This is a genomic window from Microcystis sp. M_QC_C_20170808_M3Col, assembly GCF_007095505.1.
GTDB lineage: Bacteria > Cyanobacteriota > Cyanobacteriia > Cyanobacteriales > Microcystaceae > Microcystis.
The window spans coordinates 1-17,232 of record NZ_SFBY01000479.1 but is presented as its reverse complement, the minus strand read 5'-3'; the positions used below and the strand labels follow the sequence as shown (position 1 = coordinate 17,232).

Genomic DNA, 17,232 nt, shown 5'->3' with positions numbered 1-17,232 from the left:
GGACTTTGTGTAAGACAGTACATGGTTTTTTAACCGTGGTATGCAACGGTGGTTGAAGCAGAAACTTAAATCGTGAGGTTTAGGAATCGCCGCACTTTTAGGGCGGCGAGGATGTCAATTGGTGTGTTCTTGAACCTGCCACCAATATTATAGCTTTGTCGGTGCAACCCTTAAACTGAAGCTGAAATCTTCCAAATCTACAAAACAAACTAATCACTGAAAACTCACATCTGATAACTGCTCACTGCTCACTGATTAAGCTGTAGCTTCTAAAAATACGCCTAAATTGCGGAATTTTTGATAACGAGATTCGCGCCGTTGTTGGGGTGTTAACAAAGATAAAGCCTCTAAATTTTCACTGATAGCGGCTTTTAAATTGGCTGCCGCTTTAATCGGATCAGCATGGGCCCCTCTGGAGGGTTCAAGAACGATCTGATCGATAATATTTAACTCTTTTAAATCTTTTGAGGTAATTTTGAGGGCAACTGCTGCTTTATCGGATTTTTTGGCATCTTTCCAGAGAATAGCGGCACAAGCTTCGGGAGTCGCCACGGTATAGACAGAATGCTCTAACATTAATAGGCGATCGCCGACCCCAATGCCCAAAGCACCGCCCGAACCACCTTCGCCAATAACAGTACAAATGATCGGTACATCTAAACGGAACATCTCCCGAAGATTATAGGCGATCGCTTCTCCTTGACCTAATTTTTCCGCTTCCACCCCCGCCCAGGCGCCGGGGGTGTCAATAAAGGTTAAAATTGGCTGATTAAACTGATGGGCGTGTTCCATTAAACGCATGGCTTTACGATAACCACCGGGGGCAGCCATGCCGAAATTTCTAGCCACATTATCCTTAGTATCCCGGCCTTTTTGATGCCCGATAATCACCACGGGACGACCGTTAAAACGGGCAACACCACCCACAAGAGCGGGATCGTCGTAACCACCGCGATCACCGTGTAACTCGAACCATTCATCGGTGATTGCTTGAATATAGTCTAGGGTACTGGGGCGCCGGGGATGACGGGCTAATTGTAGCCTTTGGGAAGGGGTGAGATTGCTAAAAATTTCACGACGTAATTGATTAGCTCGTTCGTCTAGTTGACTAATTTGTTCCGAGACATCTACGCTATTTTCTTGGGCTAATTCTTTAATCTGTTCGATGCGGGATTCTAATTCGTAGAGGGGTTTCTCAAAATCTAGGAGAAAAATCTTTTTCTCGGTAGTCTCGTTTTTAGTCATAGGTTAGTGGCTATAAATTTACTTTAAGCTAATCTTTTCTAGCTTACCGTTTTTCAGCGATCGATTATCGACAGCTTCGGGATTACCGGGGGATGATTAAGGTTATTGATCAAAATTGGTTAATTGTGGTATAATAATAGATCGTGCCTTTTTCACCCCAAGGAGGATTAGTTATGGCAGGAAGTGAACTAAAAGCGGATCTATGGGTTAACGAATATATTACCCCCTGGGACATTTATAGTCATGGGGTTTCCCGGATTTTAGCCTACAAAAAAACCGCTTTTCAGGAGATGTATATTGTTGAATCGGGGGCCTATGGAAAAGCCTTGGTACTGGATGGCAAATGGCAATCTTGTACGGGGGATGAATTTATTTATCATGAAGCATTAGTGCAACCGGCAATGATTGCCCACCAAGAACCAAAAACTGCTTTAATTCTGGGAGGTGGTGAAGGTGCGACAACCCGGGAATTATTGCGTTGGAAAACAATCGAAAAAGTGATGATGATCGATATCGATGGGGATGTGGTGGCAGCTTGTAAGGAACATCTTCCCGAAATGCACCAAGGCACTTTTGATGATCCTCGTTTTCAGTTAGTTGTCGCTGATGCTTTAGAAGTTTTAGACACCACTAACGATAAATGGGATATTATTATATCCGATCTGGTTGATCCCATCGAAGAGGGTCCTTCTTTCCCCCTATTCACGAAAGAATACTTTGAAAAACTACAAAGAGTTTTGGCAGCAAATGGCATTGTTGTTGTCCAATCTGGCCCGGTTTCTCCTCCTTCGGTGATGTATCATGCGCGTTTGGTGAATACTTTAAAAGCAGTTTTTCCCTACGTTCATTCCTATTGCGCTCCCACTCCTAGTTATGGTTCCCCTTGGGGTTTTACTCTCTGTGCTAATCATCCTTTAAATACTCGTCCCGATCCCGATGTGGTAGATGAATTAATCACCGATACAACTACGGGAGGATTACGTTTAATTGATGGCATGAGTTTACTAGGAATGTTACAAACTCCTCTCTATATTCGTCAAGCAATCGCACAAAATACGGAAGTTTATACCCTGGCAAAACCCCCGAAATTCTTCGGTCAAGGAGTAATCAGTGACCAGTAATCAGTAATCAGGAGTCGGTCGTCAGGAGTCGGGTGATAGGGTGATAGGGATTTAGGGGTTTAGGGAAATTTCAGCCAAATGCTCCACTTCCCCACTTCCCCACTTCCCCACTTCCCCACTTCCCCACTTCCCCACTTCCCCATCTCCCCATTTCCCCATTTCCCCATTTCATAATTTATAATTCATAATTCATAATTCATAATTCCCACACCCTACACCCCACACCCCACACCCTACACCCCACCGAAAAACTTTTTGCCGCAAACCCTAACTAGAAATCGATCGAGTCTTCATGATTAAGAATTGTTTGCAGAATTTCTAGGGGAACAGTAGCAAAGTATTGCTGGAGAAAGTTTTCTAGTGCCACCGCTTCTAGAAATTGCTCAATCTTATTAATTTTTGCCTCATGATTGACTAATTCAAAGGATAAATTTTCTTGATTTTTATTGACTTTAAAGCCATTTTCTGCTAAGGCAATTAATCCTAATTCTAGGGTATGATAACTGAGGTTTAAGCGGTTTTGTAATTGTTGACGGGAAATACTGGTTTTAGTTCTAGCTAAATATTTCCCGATCCCGACAAGGTTTATCCATGTGCTGTGAGCGGATTTTTTCAAAGGACTACCATAGGCAAGAACTAACTTTTTATCCCGTAAAATTGCCTGTTGATATTCCCGGGAAAGTTTTGTCCAATCCCGGGGACATTCCCAGAGAAAAAGGGGATTTAATTGGCTAACTTCTCGATTAATTTCTCGATGGCGATTGTCGATTAAAAAATCTTTTTTATTGCTATAGGTTAGGGATTCTTGTTGATAGGGATGCAAGGCAATTAAGCGAACTTCATAGCGATTTTTGTAGGTATTAAAATCCAATTCAACTACGGCATCATAACGGGTATCGGCAGCAATTTCGTCTTTGTGATGACCCCACCACATACCGGGGAATCCCTGCTCGATTGAACTATCCCAGATCTCAAAAGTTGTCCGGGGATAAGCGATTTTTCTGCCCTTAAAATCTTGAAGATTTTTATGCCAAAGATTGTGAAAATAACAATTTTGAATTAATAACTTCGGTGTGGGATTACCCATCCCGCAGGGTTCCAGTAATTTTAATTCTCGAAATAGACTTTTTCCCAATTGGGAAACCGTCACCACTGCATCCACTTCTATCTCAGGAGAAAGGGAAGTTAAATCAATTCCTGTGCGTCGCAATTGTTGATTAATTCCCTCAATAAATAGGGGTAAATTTTCTATAGTTAAACTTAAACCTGCGGCCAAAGGATGACCACCAAAACGATGTAAAAGATGGGATTGAGAGGATACTAATTGATAGAGATCGATCTCGCGAATTGACCTAGCGGAACCCTTAGCAAAAGGTGGTTCACTGGTACTTAATAAAATTGTCGGTCGTTGGTATTCTTGGGCAATTTGTCCCGCAACTAATCCTAAAATTCCCGCCATCCATTGGGGATCATCTAAAATAATTACATTAGTGGTAGAAAGATCAATTCTTTCTAGTTTTTTCTGAACTTGTTTAATAATATCCCGTTGGATTTCTTGGCGACGAATATTGGCCAATTCCGCTTGTTCAGCTAATTCGTGACAACGTTTTTCATCTTCACTGGTAAGTAATTCCACACAAAATCTAGCATCGCCATAAATGCGACTGACGGCATTAATGCGCGGTCCAATACCGAAGGATATATCCATCGGTCTATCTCCGGTTTTGTTACATAAATCGAGTAATTTTTTAACTCCCAAACGCTGAGTATTTTGCAGTTTTTGAAGACCTTTTTGGGCTAAATAACGACATTCTCCCGTCAATTTGACTAAATCGGCAATTAAACCAATCGCAACTAAATCGAGTAAATTTTCTAGGGGTTTTCTGGGAATATCTGCCAGGGTTAAATACATCGCTTCCACTAATTTATAAGCAACGGCAACCCCAGAAAGATGATAGAAAGGATGGGTTTCCACAAAGTAGCGGGGATTAATCAGGGCAATCACCTCGGGGCGCTCGTCGGGTAGGGTATGATGATCGGTGATGATAATATCGATGCCTAGACTGTTTGCATAGTCAATTTCAGCGATATTCGTGCTTCCTGTGTCACAGGTGACGATTAAACGGGTTCCTTGATGCGCTAGTTTCTCGATACCGGGACAATTAAGGCCGTGGGATTCTTTTTGGCGATCGGGTATGTAATAATCTAACTGTTGATAGGGTGGGAAAAACTGCCCTAATCCTTCCCAGAGGACACTGGTAGCGGTGACACCATCGGCATCGAAATCACCCCAAATAGTCACTTTTTCGCCTTTATTTAGGGCTTTTTCCAGTCTTTTGACGGCGAAGTTCATTTCTTGCCCAAAATCAAAGGGAGTTTTTGACTGATAAGCTTTCTCATCCAGAAACGTCCCCAGAGTCGCCATATCCCGGACACCGCGATGCCATAATATTTGTGCTACGACGCTGCCATCCGACTCTGGGGTATAGTATTGGACTATTTTTAAAAACTCTTGGGGAAGAGCTACCGATGGGGGAATTTGCCAGTTAGACACGGGATATCAGGGAAAAGTAAAAAGTAAAAAAGGTGGCAGTCAATTTAGCCACCACTAACGGGGGGAATCAAAACTATCTCATCGCCATTTTTGAGGATTTTCTCTCCCGAAACAAACTGAAGATTGACTCCAAAACGAGTAACATCGCGCCATCTTTCTAATTGAGGATAGGGGGCTATAATATAGTTTAACACTTCTGTAACGGAAGTGTGGGCAGGAAATTCGAGGTTTAATTGTGAAGTTTGATAGACTTCTTGATAAATAGCAAATAGTTTCACTGTGATCGTAATCTTTTCCATCTTTACATCAATATTTTTCCTAGGATAATAACATCAATTGGGAACCCTGTTCGGTTTTGCGGACTTCGATGCGATGTTGAAAAGCTTCTTTAAATTGGGGCATATGGGTGACAGTCAAAATACAGGCAAAATCGGCGGATATAGCGTTAATTGCCGCAATTAAGCGCTCGCATCCTTCCGCATCCTGAGTTCCGAATCCTTCGTCAACAATGAGCATTTGTAGGGCTGTTCCGGCTCTTTGTGCCAATAATCTCGCTAAAGCTAATCGAATCGAGAAATTAATCCGAAAAGCTTCCCCTCCTGAATAGGTTTCGTAGGGACGAGATCCCCTGGTATCGCCAATAATAATATCTAAAGTATCGATTAACTTTTGTCGCTGTTTCTTCGTACCTTTACCGCTTTTTTGGGTTAAAAACTGCACATGAAATTGATTACCAGTTAAGCGAGCTAAGATATAATTAGTTTGTGCTTCCAACTCCGGTAAAACATTCTCAATCATCAGAGTTTGTAAACCATTTTTACCGAAAGCTATGGCTAACTCTTTATAAACTGTATATTGTTTTTTAACTTTAGCTAAATCGCCCTCTTTTTCTGTCAGTTGTTTACCTAAAGTTTCTAGTTGATGTAATTTCTCCTCAACCCGACCTTTTTGGGAGAGCAATCCATCAATTATCTGTCTTCGCTGTTGAATATTGGTCGATAATGCGGCTATTTCTTGGCGATAGTCAGTCAAAGTACCAATCTTTTGACTAATATTTGCTAACTCCTGATTCAGCTTCTGGCGATCCTGATTTCGCAGCTGTAATCTTTGCTCAATGTCAGCGATTTTAGCGGCTATTTCTGGATAATTTTTTTCTGCTTGTTGCCAGTCTTGATACTGTAATCTTACCCCCTGTAATTGTCGGATCAGATTTTGAATATTCTGATGTTCACTGCGATCATAATTTAAGTTTTGAATAAACTTTTCTAAGCTTTTAATTTCCTGTTTAAGTGGGGAATTTTGACATAGTTCTTGCTTCTCTTGTTCTAGTCTAGCTAATTGATTAATTAAATTAGGTTTTTCGGCCTTGATATTAGCTAAACGACGGTTTGATTGCTTAAGTTCTGATTCTTGAATTTCTGCCCAACGCCATCTTTTTTCTTCTCCTCTGACTAAAGCATGACTTTGTTCATCATAGTTTAAAAAGGCGATTTCTTGATTGACAATTTGTAATTCTTGCTGGAATTCTAGGGCATAATTGCCACTGCTTAAAAGTGCTTCTAACTCGACAAGTATCTCCTCGGTTTTCTCTAGTTCTATTTCCTTTTCTTCAATAGTTTCTAACTTGACTTCCAACTGCACATATTTTTGTTGTAGATTCGATCTTGCCGGCAATTCTTGTTTAATTTGGGCTAATTCCTCCCCTAAACGTTTTAAATCTCGATCGCAGTCTGCCATCCGTTCCTGTAGGGACCAGATTTGCTCTTGAATTTGTTCTTGATGTTGATGGGTTTTCCTGATTACTTGATGACGGTGATGACTGTCTAAATTCTGTTCACACAGAGGACAAACCGAATCGGGAATATTTAATTTTTCCAATTTATCACTTAACTCTAAAAGTTGTTCTTCATATCTTTTCTGTTGCTCCAATAAACTTTTTTTATCCACTTGTTTAAGAGTTTCCTTTTCTTCAACTCGTTCACAATAGGTTTGTTTTTTATCTAGTTCCTTAATTCGTTTGGCTAAATTGAGAGCTTCCTCTCTTAGTAGAGGAATACGATCGATTTCTGTCTCTAATTGTTGCCGATTTTTTTGCAATTGTTCCCAACGAGCATTGATCTTAGCTTTTTCCCGTTCCAACTGCATATTTAAATCAGCTTTTCGGCTATTTAAAGGAGCATATTTTAAAGCTAATCTATCCAATTCCTGAAGACGTTGACGATGATAATTTAACTTCTCTAATCCTGCTTGAATATCCCCCGCTTGCTCGATAATTTTTTGAGTTTCTTGTTCCTGTCTTCGCAATTCTTCTAAACGAGCGCTCGTTTGTTGGATGGGAAGGGTAAATTCGTTAATTTTTTGCTGTAATTTCTGTTCTAATTGTTGTTTATCATACTGGGCCTGTTGCCAAGCTTGCAATTGACTTGACAAACTTGCCTCTTTCTGGTCTAAATTACTTAGGCGCTCGTGTGCAGTAATAATGTCATTTTTGCGATGAAGAATAGTCCTTATTTGATTTAATTGATTGTCTAGACTAACTTTTTCCCGGTCTAATCTCTCGATTTCTGCTAATAAAGCTCGCTCCTGTTCTCTTTGCCACTGTAGCTGTTTTTCCCAATTCTGACGCTGATTTTCTTCCCCCTGTAGTTGCTGTAAACGCCGATTATTTACCTCTTGTTCTTGATTAATTTGGTTAATTTGGCTGCTTAATTCTTGCAGGTGTTCCTGATAAGAATTTTTCTCCTGAAGACGGAGTTTGATAGTTTCTACTTGCTGCTCGATCTGGAGGGACTGTCCATCAAATTGTTTCGATATATCCTTGGCTTTATTTGCTAAAATTTCATAGCGATCGAGTTGCAATAATTCTGCTAAAATCTGTTTACGACCACTGGGAGGCTGTTTCATAAACTCGTCCGCTTGTCCCTGCCGTAAATAAGCAGAATTAATGAAAGTTTTATGGTCTATTTTTAGATAAGTATTAATCTGTGCTTGGGTATCTTTAATACTTTTACCCGATAAAGGACGAAAACTCTGATCATTAATCACCTGAAAATCTAAACTAGAAGCTTTCCCTCCCCGGTGACGACTACGGATAATTTTATAGATTTCTCCCCCATAACTAAACTCGAAATCTACCCGCGCATAATCGCTGCCCGCATGAATCACATCATCAGCAATCGAGGTGCGACTTTCTCCCCAAATTGCCCAAGTAATTGCTTCGAGTAAAGAGGATTTTCCCGCACCATTGGCACCACAAATACAGGCAGTATGTAATCCGCGAAAATCTAGCACTGCCTCGCGATAACTGAGAAAATTTTTCAGGGTTAATTGTAGGGGAATCATAAGCTGGGGAGTGGGGAAGTGAGGGAGTGGGGGAGAAAGCAGTATAGGTTAGAAATTCATCAGAGGATAAAAAACTGGGGAAAAGATAGCTTCAGCGCAATACATCTGGGTGAATCTATTCGGTATCAATAACCTCCTCCTGCAATAACCTCTGATCAAAGCTTAACTGAAATCAAGCCTGGGACAAATGCGCTTTTTTTTGTTTCCCAGAATTTTCCTCACCATCATTACAACCTAGGCACTGTTCACAGATAACCGCCAGGAGTCGCCCGATTTGCTAATCTAAAGGAAAGATAACCGATTCTTAAAACCAAATCTATGAACATTCCCGAAATTAGCGTCCATGAACTCGCTCTCCGTTTAGCCGATCATGATCCTAATTTACAACTTATTGATGTGCGCGAACCAGAGGAAGTTGCGATCGCATCTCTAGCCAGTTTTACCATTTTACCCTTGAGTCAATACCGAGAATGGTCGCCCACTATTGCCACCCAATTCAACCCCCAAGCAGAAACCCTCGTTATCTGTCACCATGGCATGAGATCCCTGCAAATGTGCCAATGGCTACAAAGTCAGGGTTTTACTAATGTTAAAAATATTAACGGTGGCATCGATGCTTATTCCCTCCTCGTCGATCCTAATATTCCCCGTTACTAATTTTGATCGCCCCCATCGGGAAAAGAGAGAGGTCAACTATCCCCTTTCTCCCCATTGAATACTGATAACTGATAACTGAATAAGCGTTATACTGTCTAAAAAAATGTTATAAATCTTTTGTTAAGATTATTCCCCTATGTCCGCTAGAACCCATCTCAGCGATCGCTATCAACATATCTTAAAGGCGACAATCCAACATTATATCGCCACGGCCGAACCAGTTGGCTCGAAAACTCTAATCGAGGAGTACAAATTTACTGTTAGTTCCGCCACTATTCGCAATGCTCTCGGTAAACTGGAAAAAGAAGGCCTACTCTATCAACCCCACACTTCCTCCGGACGCATTCCCTCCGATTGGGGTTATCGTCTCTACGTCGATGAGTTAATGACTCCCGATGACCGTATCGGCGAAAAAATCGGCTATTATCTGCATCAAAACGCTAAATCTCCCGCTTGGAGTCTCGAAAGTCTGCTGCAACGGGCCACCCAATTTTTAGCCGGTTTAAGCGGTTATATCGCTATCGTTACCCTCCCCCACACCCTCACCAATACCCTGCGTCATCTGCAATTAATCCCCGTCTCAGCCAGGCAGATTATGTTAATTATTGTTACAGATAGTTTACAAACACGCTCGGTTATGATCGAGATTCCCGAGTCTATGGAAACGGACAAGGAGGATGGATTAGCAGAAGAATTACAAATCCTCTCTAATTTTCTGGGGGAAAAATTAAAAGGTTATTGCTTGGCAGATTTAATTAACCTCGATTGGCAGCAAATCGAGCGAGAATTTGCCCGTTATACCCATTTTCTCCAACAATTAAGCCAAGAAATCAGCGCTAGTCTCCAATCCACTGCCAACCCAGAGATTATCGTCCATGGTGTCGCTGAAGTCATTCGACAGCCAGAATTCGCCCAATGGCAACAAGTACAAATGTTACTGCACCTATTGGAAGCAGAACAGGATCGCCTTTTACCCCTGATTTTACAAAGACCAGAACCAGAAAAATCAGCTAAAAAAGTCAAAATCACCATTGGTTCCGAAAATCCTCTGGAATCCATGCGCCCTTGTACTCTTATCTCCGCTTTTTATAAACAGGGAGATACTCCCGTCGGTAGTGTTGGCATTATCGGACCGACGCGAATGTTATACGAAAATACTATTCCCCTAGTGGAATCCACCGCTAACTATCTCAGCGAGGCTATAAGTAAGTAGATATCGCCCGCAAAGGTTCGGGAATAGGACAATCGACAGTAAACTCTAAAATTGTCTCACCATCGCCCAAATAGCCAGAATTGGCAAAACAGAGCAACATCCGCACCAGCGCCACCCACACCTCCCCATCGAACTCCCAATCCTGTCCCCGACGCGCCCCACAGGCGATCGATTTTAGCGCCCAAAAATAACTATTTCTCACCACTGAACCGCCTTTTTTGTAAACCGGCACATCCTCATGGTGAATATAAAGAATATCATCTTTAGCGATCGCTCTCATTGGTGGCTAGGAAGGTTGCGGGAATTTTCAGCTGACTGTCCTAGATAGGGTCTGCTGAAAAAGTTTTTCGGTGGGGGTTGGGGGTTGGGGGTTGGGGTGTAGGGTTTTACCGATTTTCAGGTGGTCAATTACCTAATTTTCAGGGAAAAAGTCCCTGAATTTTCCCCCCAATCACTCCAAGGGCCGGCACTTTTTGAGGGAAAAAAAGTCTAAAAACCTTGTTGGATAAGGTTTTTAGATTTATTCAGCAGACCCTAGATAATAACATCTTTAGCGATCGCTTGGGTCGCGCCAGAAAACCCACTATAACATTTTTCTTTCTTTCTCACAAATATGAAGTATAATGTCATCGATAGCTAAACCGCACAAAAAATGAAATCCTATCCGGTAGAGTTCCGTCAGAAAATCCTCGACTGTTATTATAACGAACCCATCTCTCAAAGACAATTAGCGAAAAGATTCTGCGTCACCCTAAGTTTCGTACAAAAGCTTTTGAAGCAATATCGAGAAACGGGAGATGTTCGACCGAAGACTTATCGATGTGGACGTCATTTAAAACTCACGCCAGAACAAATGATCGTCCTCGGTAAGTTAATTGAGGAAAATAATGACGCAACTCTGGCTGAACTATCGAAACTATTCCTGGAAAGAACTGGTATAGTTTTAAGTGTGGCGACAGTGGGCAGAATAGCCGAACGCTTGAGAATAACCCGCAAAAAAAACTCTACACCCACCCGCAAAAGAGACAGAAAGAGTACAAAAACTTAGACAAGAATACAAAGGATAAAGTTCGGGATGTAGGCGATAACCGTCCCATTAATTTTAGTGAAGACATCAATAAAGCTCTGGAAGAAAAAGGAGCCAAACTAATTTATTTAGGGTTTGCGGCAAAAAGTTTTTACTGGAGGCAGGGTGTAGAATAAGATTTCCCGGAAGCAATCTTTTTAATGTCTCATCGCTTCTATTATTTTCATGGTTTCGACGCTGACAGTACAGACTCTTTGTAATAAGTCAATTACTGTTTCTTTATAATCGGCGAAGCGGTAGGTATTGAATCTTTCGGCGATGGTTTGATCTTTGGGTTTCTTTTCCTTATATTGATCTAAAATCCATTCTAAGGCTGAACGATTACCGAGTTTATATTCCCAGGCAATTTTGGGAATATCTTGTAGGAAAGTGATATCGTCGAGGTTGATAGAATTTTTTTCTCGGTCAGCTTTTAGTTTAGTTTTTGGTTTGAGATTATTATTAGTATCAATACGAGTAAGTGGGTAGGGTTCAACGGTTTCATAGTTGATATGTAATTCCATTAGTTTGCTTCCCCATTCTACCCATTGATAAAAGTTATCATAGAAGGGAAGCCGGGGAAATTCTCGCTTCAGGTTTAATTCGTATTTACTGCGATATTCCGGGTGGTGAAGGACTGCATAAGTGTAGTGGAAGATATCGAGTTTGGTGAGGTTTTTATCGTTGTAATGTTTTTGGAATTGCTGCAATCCCCAATCGGTGATATTATCGATACGGTTTCCTTCTTTGTCGTAGCGATAAAGAGGGAGACATTGAGTTTTTTCAAGAAAATCATAATTAGCAGAATCATTAGATGCAAACACTTGGAAAGGTTTAGAAAGCGGAGTACCTGAAAAATAAATAACACTATTACTATAATCAAATTCTTTCCCAAACAATTCTGCATGATAGTTAGTTAGAACATCATTGAGTATAAAATCGCTGTAAAATAATTGCTTTATAAAAGGACGAAAGAGAGAAAATATAATTTTTGCCCTATCAAAAGTAATGCTATGTCTAGCAATTAAGTGCTTCTTTAAGTCCCTACTCCATTTAATATTAAGATTTACCATTTCATCAATATTTACATTGGAAGATAACGACATTTCTGCGTATTTAAAAACATCTGAATTATAAATATCGATAAAATAACTTATCTTGCTCTCAAGTTGCTGTGAATTGAAATCATATACCCATTCATCTCTATTACTCTTTATTCCATTTGTGTACAACTTAAAGATTGCTACCTCATCAATTTGATTTTTAGATAGCTTAGTATTTTTGTCAACTACAGGTATTAAGCCATTAAAATCATTATCTGATTGTTCAATCCAATTATGTTTTTTGTCTGGTATGATATGCTCAAAGTGAATATCTTTGAAATCATTGACTTGCAGATAATTAAGTTTATTTTGTCGCAATTCATGAACATCAAAAGGATTCGCATAAAAAAGCTTATTTCGAGTATTATGATTGTCTTTAATTAAAAAACTTATCACAATACCTGTCATAGCAGCAGCACCAAAAATTGTGTGTTTTTCACCAATGAAAACACCATCTCTGCCAGAAATTTTTCTGACATTGCCTCCTAAATCTATAAAATAAGCATAGGCGAATTCACTTTCAATACATTTTCTAAATCCATCAAAAGAGCGACCATCCAAGAAAGAAGAATTAGTAATAAAAGCTATTATACCATTTTCACCTAACCTATCTGTAGCCCAACGAAAGAAGCGAGAATACATATCATATAGCTTTGTCTTCTGCGCTGTACTTTCTTCAATATAGGTATCCTTAATACGCTTATCTATCGCCGGATACTTCCGATTCTTATTATTATCATTCTCATTTTGTTGATTTGCATTATAAGGAGGATTACCAATAATTACAGAAATATTGCGGTCATTTTGATTTTGAATGCGTTGGGTATTCTCCACCGACATAGCAAACAAATCCATCTGCTTGAGATGAAAAGCAGCATGATCCAGGGTATCCACAAAACAGATATGCTCAAACTCTTCATACTCACCCATCTTCTGCTTATAGGTGAACTCAATATTCAAATTAGCAATATAATAAGGCAGAATTGCCACCTCATTACAGTGCATCTCATGCTTATACTTGTACCGTAACTTATCCTTCGGTAAATACTCAATCAACTCCGTCACAAAAGTTCCTGTCCCCGTCGCCGGATCTAAAATTTCTACACCCGAATCCGCCAACAACTTACCAAAATGTTTATGAACTAAATAATCGACACTTTCAATCATAAAACGGACAATTTCATTGGGTGTATAGACAATTCCCAACCGGTCCGCCGCTTTCGGATTGTACGCTTTATAAAAATTCTCATAAATCGCCTTGAGAAACTTCTGCTTCTCGTGGTGATTGTAAATATTCGCCGCTGTCCGCCGAATTACTGCATAATAACGTTCAATTGTTCCTAAAGTATTGCGCTTTGTATTACCGGTAAAAAAAGTTTCAATCACTCCCTGCAATTCCCTAGCGATATTATTTTCCCGGTGAAACTGGGACTCATTAAAAATATTGATAAAAATATCCTCTGTCAGAATATGCTGAATAATCATCTCTCGCACATCTTCTAGGCTAATTTCTGGATTGATTGACTTGCGACAAATCTCTAAAAAATTGTCCCGCGCTGTCACAAAATTCCGATTCGTCTCCGACTGCAACGCAATTAAACCCCGCAACGCTTCCAAAATTGTTGGTAAATCTTCCTTAAAACTAGCAATCGCCTCTCGAAAATCCTCAACTTCCGGACGTACATAATTAATAAAAGCATTAATAATCCCATCCAAAGCCTCATCATCGCGCATCGAGACGCGCAGTCTTTCCTCTCCTCCTTGAATTAAAACCGCCGTCTGGGAATCTTCAAATAAAATATTGTCATTGGGGTAGCCTTTCGCCAACTTCTTCTCAATTTCTTCGTCTAAATTATCATATTGGTCCTTACTTTCCCAATATCCCCAATCTAACCGTAAAGCATCCTTTACCGTCCCATCAGGATAGACAACTTTTCCCGACTTGGTGCGATAATCCAACTCCGGAATTAACAAAAAATCCCGCGCCTTGCAATAGTCATTCAACAAATTCTGAAAAGCGACTCTAATCGAAGTTTCCTTGCGACTTCCGCCATATTGAACAATCTTTTCAACTTCCGCCTGATATTGGCTGATTAATAATCTAGACATTGGCTTATTTGATGGCGAAAAAGATACTGTTTTTTGAGTAAAAAATTCATCACCTAACGGCGGAATATCAGAATAATCGATATTCTCATCCGTCATCGCATCAATTCTCTTCAAGTCGCTTTTGATAGATTTTTTGCTCACGATTGTTTGCCTTTCTCATTGAGATTATACGAATTTTATTAGAGCGAGGAGTATGGACGATTAAGACAACTCGACCTTTTAATTGGCCAAGGGTAATATATCTTATCTCACCATAAGTAGTTCTAATTAAATAGAAGATAGATTTTGGACTCTCTTATTCTTTGTGTGATAAGTTTAACCCATATAAGAGCGATCGATCTTTGTGTCCTTTATGTCTTCGTGGTTAGTTCCACTCCCTCGCCGGCAGGACTATATCTTAGAATACATTTTACCCAGCAAACTCAAGAGAGCCGATTTTGCCTCTCCCCTTGATTGTCTTTAATCGGGATGACAGGATTCGAACCTGCGGCCCCTTCGTCCCGAACGAAGTGCGCTACCAAGCTGCGCTACATCCCGAAAATTTTCAGCTAAATTATCATAGCATATTCTGCCTTGAGTGGGTCGAGACTTGCTAGGATATTACAGATATAGGCAAAAATTATCGGAGTAGTTCAGGCGTGACGGTCAAACCAGAGTGGTTACGGGTAAAAGCACCGCAATGGCAACGAGTCGGCAGTGTTAAGGAGGTTTTACGCGATTTAGGCTTAAATACCGTTTGTGAGGAGGCTTCCTGCCCCAATATCGGCGAATGTTTCCACGCGGGGACGGCTACTTTTTTAATTATGGGTCCTGCTTGCACTCGCGCCTGTCCTTACTGTGATATCGATTTTGAGAAAAAACCGCAACCTTTAGACTCCACGGAACCCCAGCGACTAGCGGCAGCCGTGCAACGTCTTGATCTTAATCATGTAGTGATCACTTCTGTCAATCGCGATGATTTGGCTGATGGTGGCGCTAGTCAATTTGTCCGTTGTATCGAGGAAATTCGCCGCATTTCCCCAAAAACCACTATCGAAGTGTTGATTCCCGACCTTTGTGGCAATTGGCAGGCTTTAGCTTCAATTCTTGCCGCTAAACCTGAAGTTTTAAACCACAATACCGAAACCGTTCCCCGTCTCTATCGTCGCGTGCGTCCCCAGGGTGATTACCAGCGTTCTCTAGAATTATTGCAGCGCGCCCGCGCCATTGTTCCCGCTACCTACACAAAATCGGGCATTATGGTGGGATTGGGGGAAACCGACGAGGAAGTGCGCCAAGTGATGGGCGATTTACGGGCCGTCGATTGTGATATTCTCACCATCGGGCAGTATCTGCAACCATCGCCAAAACATCTCGGTGTACAGGAATTTGTCACCCCCGAACAGTTCAACCTTTGGCGCGAATACGGGGAGTCTCTGGGATTTTTACAAATTGTTGCGAGTCCCTTGACAAGAAGCTCTTATCATGCTGAACAAGTCAGAGCCTTAATGAATTTGTATCCGCGAGAGTCTTGAGATGGGGCAGTAATTGCTGAAAAGCTCGTCCTCGGTGGCTAATTTTTCTTTTTAATTCGGGCAACATTTCCGCAAAGGTTAAAGCGTATTCGGGGACATAAAAAATCGGATCGTAACCAAAACCACCTTCACCCCTAGGACTGGTGAGAATTTCTCCCGTGCAGATTCCTGTGGCGCTCAAGGCAATCTCACCATCGGGACGGGCGATCGCAATTACACAGACAAAACGGGCCGAGCGATCCTGATTATCTCCTAATTCTCTGACTAAGCGCTCGATTCTTTCTCGATCATTTTGACCGTAGCGGGCCGAGTAAATCCCCGGTGCATTTCCTAACCCAGTTACTTCCAATCCCGAATCATCAGCGATCGACCATTCTCCCAATGTTAGGGCAATTTGAGCAGCTTTTAAATAGGCATTTTCAGCAAAAGTCGCCCCTGTTTCCTCTATTTCTAAATAATCGGGTTTTAACTGCAATTCTAGGTCGATATCAGTTAAGTATTCGCCTATCTCTGCTAATTTACCCGGGTTACTCGTGGCTAGAATTAATTTTTTCATCGAAAATAATCGGTTGGAAACCCCGGCCTAAAAGGACGGCTTGACGTTGAGAATATTTCACTATACACTAAATATACAGTGAATACTTTTAACTCCCTGACTGCTTTGGATCGGACGGACATTTCCCCCTGATTATTGCGAGGATTAAAGTTAAGGATGGGTTCCTTAAAATTCCCATTGACTGAAAGACTCAAAGACAAACATATCAAGGAAGTACGAATACATCCAAAATACTCGGCTCGCTGGTTTGACAGCAATTGTCTTTGTCACTAACCCCGCCCTAAAAGCGACGGGGCTTGCCTAGACCAATTTAGGCGACGCAAGTAGAGACTACCGCATCGAGACACAATCTGGCACAGACTTCCGAATGCTTCCCTAGTTCGGATTCCCTCTAAGCTTTATTGGTAAAGCGTTGTTAGACAAGACATCTTGATTGTGTTGCGGAAAGGGACTTTAACTTGACTCTTAAGGATTATCTCCATGGAAAGAGTTCCTGTTATCTCAAAAGACGGAAAACCGTTGATGCCCACCAAACCCAGTCGGGCCAGACGGTGGATTAAGGAAGGAAAAGCTATCGGTAAATTCAACGATTTAGATATTTTCTATGTCCAGCTAACCACTGAATCCTCTAACAACAAAACCCAACCGATTGCCATTGGTATTGACCCGGGTAAATTATTCTCTGGAATTGGCGTTCAATCCTCTCTTTTTACTCTTTGGAAAGCTCACTTAGAACTTCCTTTTAAACGAGT

General features: G+C 41.1%; 14 protein-coding genes and 1 tRNA gene. 6 read left to right on the top strand and 9 right to left on the bottom strand.

Annotated elements, in window-relative coordinates:
- Window positions 1–255 precede the first annotated feature (255 nt).
- The gene (accA, locus tag EWV84_RS22220) at window positions 256–1,245 is read right to left on the bottom strand and encodes an acetyl-CoA carboxylase carboxyl transferase subunit alpha (protein WP_287080130.1); all 990 of its coding nucleotides are present in this window, start codon (window positions 1,243–1,245) and stop codon (window positions 256–258) included.
- A 173-nt stretch (window positions 1,246–1,418) separates the two neighbouring features.
- Here accA and EWV84_RS22215 point away from each other — a divergent pair, with 173 nt between their 5' ends.
- Complete coding sequence (locus EWV84_RS22215; RefSeq protein ID WP_286826918.1) at window positions 1,419–2,366, top strand: spermine/spermidine synthase domain-containing protein; 948 nt, start codon at window positions 1,419–1,421, stop codon at window positions 2,364–2,366.
- A 271-nt stretch (window positions 2,367–2,637) separates the two neighbouring features.
- Here EWV84_RS22215 and recJ read toward each other — a convergent pair whose 3' ends face one another.
- From recJ to sbcC, 3 genes are read right to left on the bottom strand one after another with little or no spacing between them, the layout of a single operon-like run.
- On the bottom strand, window positions 2,638–4,920 hold the full coding sequence (gene recJ / locus EWV84_RS22210) for a single-stranded-DNA-specific exonuclease RecJ (protein ID WP_287080128.1): 2,283 nt from the start codon (window positions 4,918–4,920) through the stop codon (window positions 2,638–2,640).
- Between the two features lie 44 nt (window positions 4,921–4,964).
- Window positions 4,965–5,219 carry a MoaD/ThiS family protein gene (locus EWV84_RS22205; protein ID WP_004163207.1) on the bottom strand — a complete coding sequence of 85 codons (255 nt, stop codon included), beginning with the start codon at window positions 5,217–5,219 and terminating at the stop codon, window positions 4,965–4,967.
- A gap of 19 nt (window positions 5,220–5,238) precedes the next feature.
- A complete protein-coding gene (gene sbcC, locus EWV84_RS22200) occupies window positions 5,239–8,262 on the bottom strand; it encodes an exonuclease subunit SbcC (protein ID WP_286826914.1) in 3,024 nt (1,007 codons plus the stop codon).
- A gap of 318 nt (window positions 8,263–8,580) precedes the next feature.
- On the opposite strand from sbcC, the gene EWV84_RS22195 reads away from it, so the two are divergent.
- Window positions 8,581–8,919 (top strand): rhodanese-like domain-containing protein, encoded by a 339-nt coding sequence (locus EWV84_RS22195; RefSeq protein ID WP_287080126.1) that lies wholly within the window; start codon window positions 8,581–8,583, stop codon window positions 8,917–8,919.
- A gap of 136 nt (window positions 8,920–9,055) precedes the next feature.
- Complete coding sequence (gene hrcA, locus EWV84_RS22190) at window positions 9,056–10,132, top strand: heat-inducible transcriptional repressor HrcA (protein WP_287080123.1); 1,077 nt, start codon at window positions 9,056–9,058, stop codon at window positions 10,130–10,132.
- Here the strand turns inward: hrcA and EWV84_RS22185 are convergent.
- Window positions 10,119–10,412 carry a hypothetical protein gene (locus tag EWV84_RS22185; protein WP_286826911.1) on the bottom strand — a complete coding sequence of 98 codons (294 nt, stop codon included), beginning with the start codon at window positions 10,410–10,412 and terminating at the stop codon, window positions 10,119–10,121. The genes hrcA and EWV84_RS22185 overlap by 14 nt on opposite strands.
- A 372-nt stretch (window positions 10,413–10,784) precedes the next feature.
- On the opposite strand from EWV84_RS22185, the gene EWV84_RS22180 reads away from it, so the two are divergent.
- Complete coding sequence (locus tag EWV84_RS22180) at window positions 10,785–11,180, top strand: helix-turn-helix domain-containing protein (protein ID WP_287080122.1); 396 nt, start codon at window positions 10,785–10,787, stop codon at window positions 11,178–11,180.
- A gap of 176 nt (window positions 11,181–11,356) precedes the next feature.
- Here the strand turns inward: EWV84_RS22180 and EWV84_RS22175 are convergent, their stop codons facing one another.
- From EWV84_RS22175 to EWV84_RS22165, 3 genes are all read right to left on the bottom strand, one after another.
- Complete coding sequence (locus tag EWV84_RS22175; protein WP_287080134.1) at window positions 11,357–14,410, bottom strand: type ISP restriction/modification enzyme; 3,054 nt, start codon at window positions 14,408–14,410, stop codon at window positions 11,357–11,359.
- 100 nt (window positions 14,411–14,510) lie between these two features.
- Entirely contained in the window at window positions 14,511–14,648 is a 138-nt protein-coding gene (locus EWV84_RS22170; protein ID WP_353806953.1) for a BrnT family toxin, read from the bottom strand.
- A gap of 225 nt (window positions 14,649–14,873) precedes the next feature.
- A tRNA-Pro gene (locus EWV84_RS22165) sits at window positions 14,874–14,947 on the bottom strand.
- Between the two features lie 71 nt (window positions 14,948–15,018).
- Here EWV84_RS22165 and lipA point away from each other — a divergent pair.
- Window positions 15,019–15,924, top strand: coding sequence for a lipoyl synthase (gene lipA / locus EWV84_RS22160; protein ID WP_287080131.1), 906 nt, complete (start codon window positions 15,019–15,021; stop codon window positions 15,922–15,924).
- Here the strand turns inward: lipA and rdgB are convergent.
- Complete coding sequence (gene rdgB / locus EWV84_RS22155; protein ID WP_287080120.1) at window positions 15,887–16,480, bottom strand: RdgB/HAM1 family non-canonical purine NTP pyrophosphatase; 594 nt, start codon at window positions 16,478–16,480, stop codon at window positions 15,887–15,889. The genes lipA and rdgB overlap by 38 nt on opposite strands.
- A gap of 480 nt (window positions 16,481–16,960) precedes the next feature.
- Here rdgB and EWV84_RS22150 point away from each other — a divergent pair.
- A partial coding sequence (locus tag EWV84_RS22150; RefSeq protein WP_287080119.1) for an RRXRR domain-containing protein occupies window positions 16,961–17,232 on the top strand: 272 nt, incomplete at its 3' end.